The organism is Nonomuraea sp. NPDC048916 (genome assembly GCF_040649575.1).
In the GTDB taxonomy this organism is placed as follows: Bacteria; Actinomycetota; Actinomycetes; order Streptosporangiales; family Streptosporangiaceae; genus Nonomuraea.
On sequence record NZ_JBEZFS010000091.1, the window covers coordinates 1 to 4,430 of the forward strand.

At 63.4% G+C, this 4,430-nt stretch carries 4 protein-coding genes; 1 reads left to right on the forward strand and 3 read right to left on the reverse strand.

The window, feature by feature from the left end:
* The 3 genes from AB0C16_RS39735 to AB0C16_RS39745 form a co-directional block, all read right to left on the reverse strand.
* Window positions 1-485: hypothetical protein (locus tag AB0C16_RS39735; RefSeq protein WP_357691270.1), on the reverse strand; the 485-nt coding region annotated here is incomplete at its 3' end.
* 466 nt (window positions 486-951) lie between these two features.
* Window positions 952-1,572 (reverse strand): SMI1/KNR4 family protein, encoded by a 621-nt coding sequence (locus tag AB0C16_RS39740; RefSeq protein ID WP_357691272.1) that lies wholly within the window; start codon window positions 1,570-1,572, stop codon window positions 952-954.
* A gap of 351 nt (window positions 1,573-1,923) precedes the next feature.
* Entirely contained in the window at window positions 1,924-3,318 is a 1,395-nt protein-coding gene (locus AB0C16_RS39745; protein WP_357691274.1) for an IS4 family transposase, read from the reverse strand.
* Window positions 3,319-3,448: 130 nt separating this feature from the next.
* On the opposite strand from AB0C16_RS39745, the gene AB0C16_RS39750 reads away from it, so the two are divergent.
* Entirely contained in the window at window positions 3,449-4,039 is a 591-nt protein-coding gene (locus AB0C16_RS39750) for a hypothetical protein (protein ID WP_357691276.1), read from the forward strand.
* The last annotated feature ends 391 nt before the right edge of the window (window positions 4,040-4,430 follow it).

Below are 4,430 nucleotides of genomic sequence, written 5' to 3' on the forward strand. Positions count from 1 at the left end.
TACAACGTCAAACGCAGGCACAGCGCCAACGACGGGCAGCCGCCTGTCACATTCGAGCACCAGATGATCGAGAAGAGGCAAGCATCAACGGCCCTGATGAGGGCCGCCGTGGCATAGGACCATCTCCACGGTTTGAGGGGATTGACACGGTACTGGGCTACGTTCGTCGGATGGAGGGCCGGTTCATCCCAATCGATCGCAGTGACCTCTTCCCAGCCCGACCAAGTAACGCCGAAGGCGGCTTCCCCCCATTGCGCCAATTCCGCTCTGGCGGTCTCCGATGCGTCCTGGGGGAGTCCGCGATCAGCCGCGATCGGCCGCCAGTCGCCTGAGCTGCGAACCCCGAAGAGGCAATCGAAGGCGTCGTAGTCTCTGTGCACTCCCAACATCGACAGAGAGATGGCGGCGCACCAAGCGGACTCACCTATGTCGAGCCCATGTGTCCACGTGCGGCACTCGACGAACCCGTGGATGTCGGTTCCCATGCCGGGATCTACTTGCCCGCGCAGCGGTGCTGTCCAACCCCTTACGATCACGAGCCACTCTCCGGTGGGCGCTCCGGCTTCGGGGTGATACGCCATGTACGTGCATGCTGTTGAAGGCCGTAGGTGCTGCGGTGGATGCCTGAGCAGAGCGAGCGGAGTGCGTGCGGTCCGCCAGGCCGTGCCCGCTGCGTGCCCGTTCGGACGGCGATCAACGGGGAGTTGCGGGAACTCACGGTCACTCGACCGGCATCGGCCCAGGTCAGCGTTTCCCCTGGTCAGATGCTGTGATCTTGAAAGAGTTCCCAAGCTGACAGCGCGGGTTCGATTCCCGTCACCCGCTCTCAGCGTGATGGTCCAGGCCGAATACGGAATCCGAGGCCTGATGCTTCTTGATCGCCTTGGCCAGATCTTGGTGGAAGCGCTCCTCCCGAACTAGGCCCCGCACTCGCTTACGAAGCCCAACCCGTCAGTCATCGGATTGGTGACGGCGCTCCCAGATGCCGGCCTTCCTGCCTTTCACCCCGACGGGTGGCACCCACATGCACGGTTCATCCTCTTCTCCGATGGTGCTCACCGCGCTCCCTGGCTCATCTTGTGGCGAGACCTCGAAGTAACCGTCATAGAAGGGCTCGGCGAAGTCGCGGCCAATCGACTCCGCGAGCCACGACGCGAAGGTGATGTCCTGAGGAAAGAGCGCATGATCCAAGCAGCACAGGTTGGGATCCCATCCCCACATCGCGCCTTCAGGATCACTGCAATCCAGTAGTGACGCGATCGCACATCCCCAGTCCAACAGCTGGATCATGCCTGCCTGTCGTCCGTAGGAATCGGTGTGAAACTCCACAGCCGATTCAGTGATGTCCGGGAAGATATCGCTTCTCCAGAAGTCGTAGCCCCGTACACCGATGATGCCACCCCGAGGACCGAAACCTCCGTTTCCCACCTCCAGATACAACCGCCGTAGCAGCGGAGGGAGCGGGTACCCAATGGCCTCTTCAGCTTCAGCGACCGCCTCGGACGAGGCCACCGGTAGGACATCGGGCCCAGGGTCTGACCGTATCGCTTCGAAGACCTCATCCTCGGTCATGATCTGCACTCCGCGTGCGGGACCGTGGGAGGAAGAGCCTGAAGTCGTTCACGTCCATAAGGCTGCATGCTGCCAGCTTCGGCCAACAATGCCACAACATGGAGGCATCGATCGTGTGCCAGATCCGTGCCAGAACAGGCGGGCAGTCGCGGTCTCTCACGGTCACTCACGGGCAAGCGATCCGTGCTGACCTGCATCCCCGTTTTCCCAGCTCAGCATGGCAAGATCAGTAGCCGGTTCCCAAGCTGACAGCGCGGGTTCGATTCCCGTCACCCGCTCTCACCGTGAAAGCCCAGGTAAACCGATTGGTTCGGTACCTGGGCTTTGATGTTTCCTACAACGCCGTTGCGTTTAGCGTCGTGGGCGAGGTGCAAGTCCGTCTTCAATGACGGTGACCTGGGCATGGAAGGTGTAGGTCTGCGTGATGGCGGGGTGCTGGCCGGCGTTCGGGCCGTACTTGCTGGTCGGGTTCTTCCGGCTGCGGGCCTTGACGCGAGGGCGACGCCAGGCGGGCAGCAGGCCGCGCAGCACCGCACGGCCGATTGGGCCGATGAGGGTGGCGTGCTCGGCGGGCCAGACGGCACTGGCGGCGGCGACCAGGTCGCCCGCGGTCTCCAGCAGGATCGTGAAGCTGATCCGGTCCATGTCCAGTCCCGGCCTGCTGGCCGCGACGTCGGCGGCGGTGCGGATCAGGGCCTGGTAGACCGTCAGCAGCGCGTAGACCTCCTGGTCCAAGCCGTCCAAGCTACGCGAGTGCAGGACCCGGCCGTCCAGCATCGTCGCCTTGATCGAAAAATAGGTGGTCTCCGCCTGCCAGCGCTCGTGGCAGAGATCCACCAGCTCGCGGGCAGGGTAGCGCTGGTGGTCCAACAGGCTCGTAAGCAGCCGCCACTGCTCGCGGCGCACGGTGCCGTCGGCGAGCGTGATCGTGATCCACGCTTCGATGACCCGCACCGGCAGCGTGCCGTAGCCCAGGCGAGCCAGGTAGGAGCCGTCAGGCAGGCGGCGCTGGATGGTCGGGCAGCGCCGGGCGGAGGAACGTACCAGGAACTGCGCACCGGCCGCGCCGACATCGCGCAGGAACTCGAAGGCGTCGAAGCCCGCGTCGGCCAGCAGCAGCATCGAGCGGTCCAAGGCCGTCAACAGGCGCCTGGCGTAGGCCAGTTCGCCCTCGCTTTCGGGACCAAAGGCAGCAGCCAGCACGGCCCAGGTGCCGCACTCGACCACGACCAGTAGCCGCAGCAACGGATAGCCGAACTCCAGCCTCTCCCCGACCCGCTTGAGGTAGCGCCAGGTGATCGACTCCTCCTCGGGAGTATGCAGGCTGGTGCCGTCCACGGCCACGGTGCGCATTCCGCGATAGAACGCGCCCACCTGGCCCCGGTGGGCGACCGGCCCGGCCAGGGCCTCGAACAGCCGACGCAGGGGTGCCGAGCCGAGCCGGCGCCGGGCCCGCGACAGGGAGGAGGTACTCGGCCATACCAGCCCCAGCTCCTCCAGGGAAGCGACCAGCTTGCCCCAGGCCGCACGGTAGGAAGAATGCTCGAACAGAGCCAGCGCCAGGACGAAGTAAACCACCACCCGCGAGGGCAGCAGCCGAAGCCGCCGCTCGCGTGTCCCGGTCTCCTCCAACACCGCGTCCACCAGCGCGAAGTCCACGAACCGGGTCAACTCACCGAGATGACCCGGCGCGTACACGCCCCCGGCTACCTCGATCGTCCGGGTGATGACAGACTTCTCCTGCAACGGGACTCCTGGACTTGATCGACTTTCTTCGCCGATCGTTGATCTACAGGAGTCCCGTTTCCTCGTTCAAGCCCCCCTTGACCAGCAGCCGCAGAGCCAAACGCAACGGCGTTGTCGTAATGTCCCGGAGGTGAATTCGCGCATGACTTATGACCCAAGACGACTGGGCAACGTGGCTGAGTACGAGGCTGTTGCTGGCCAGTTGGTCGGGCGCCAGATCGAGAAGGCGACCTACTACGGCCTCCACGACTACAACGAGCGCATCGAGGATTGGGACTACGGCGACTGGCACCATCCCGTGATGGGAGTGGAGTTGACCATGACGGACGCGGAGGTCTACTCAGCCGTCTGGGGCTCCTCCTTCACCCACTACGGCCTGGAGATCTTCCCCTCGCCGATGTCCGTCCACCTGCGAAACGTGGGAGAACCGGACGGGCCGCCCGGGTGGGACGTGACCACACACCCCCAATGGGTGAACCTAGCCAGGCGGCCAATCACGGGAGCGCAGATCCTTTGGGACGAGGCAATCGGAGACCTGGGCCCGGTGCAGTGCCCGACCGCCGTCCGGCTTGACTTCTCGACCGGCTCTGCCTGGCTCATTGCCGCGGCACCAGTCTGGCCAGGCCCTGAGTCTTTTCGGGTGGGGACCGATGAGGTCATCGTGGGATTCTCAAAAGATTTCGCCAAAATCCTTGGCCTAGAACAAATGCATTCAGCTTAAGCCTGAAGGAGCAGGATTTAGCATGGGTGACGCCCACGGCAAGATGCTGGATATCGCTATAAATCTCGCTAACCAAGCAGCGACAGGAGTCGAGCTTTCTTCTGCAGAGCGCGCTCTATCAAATATTGCGTGGATTGACACACAGGTCTCACCCAACGGATTTGACGGCTGGCTTGCCTATACTTCGTGCGAGCGAATAATCGCCACTATGGAAGCCCTTGGGGAAGTGGGCTGTACTAGAGTCTGTCAATCCCCTCAAACCGTGGAGATGGTCCTATGCCACGGCGGCCCTCATCAGGGCCGTTGATGCTTGCCTCTTCTCGATCATCTGGTGCTCGAATGTGACAGGCGGCTGCCCGTCGTTGGCGCTGTGCCTGCGTTTGACGTTGTA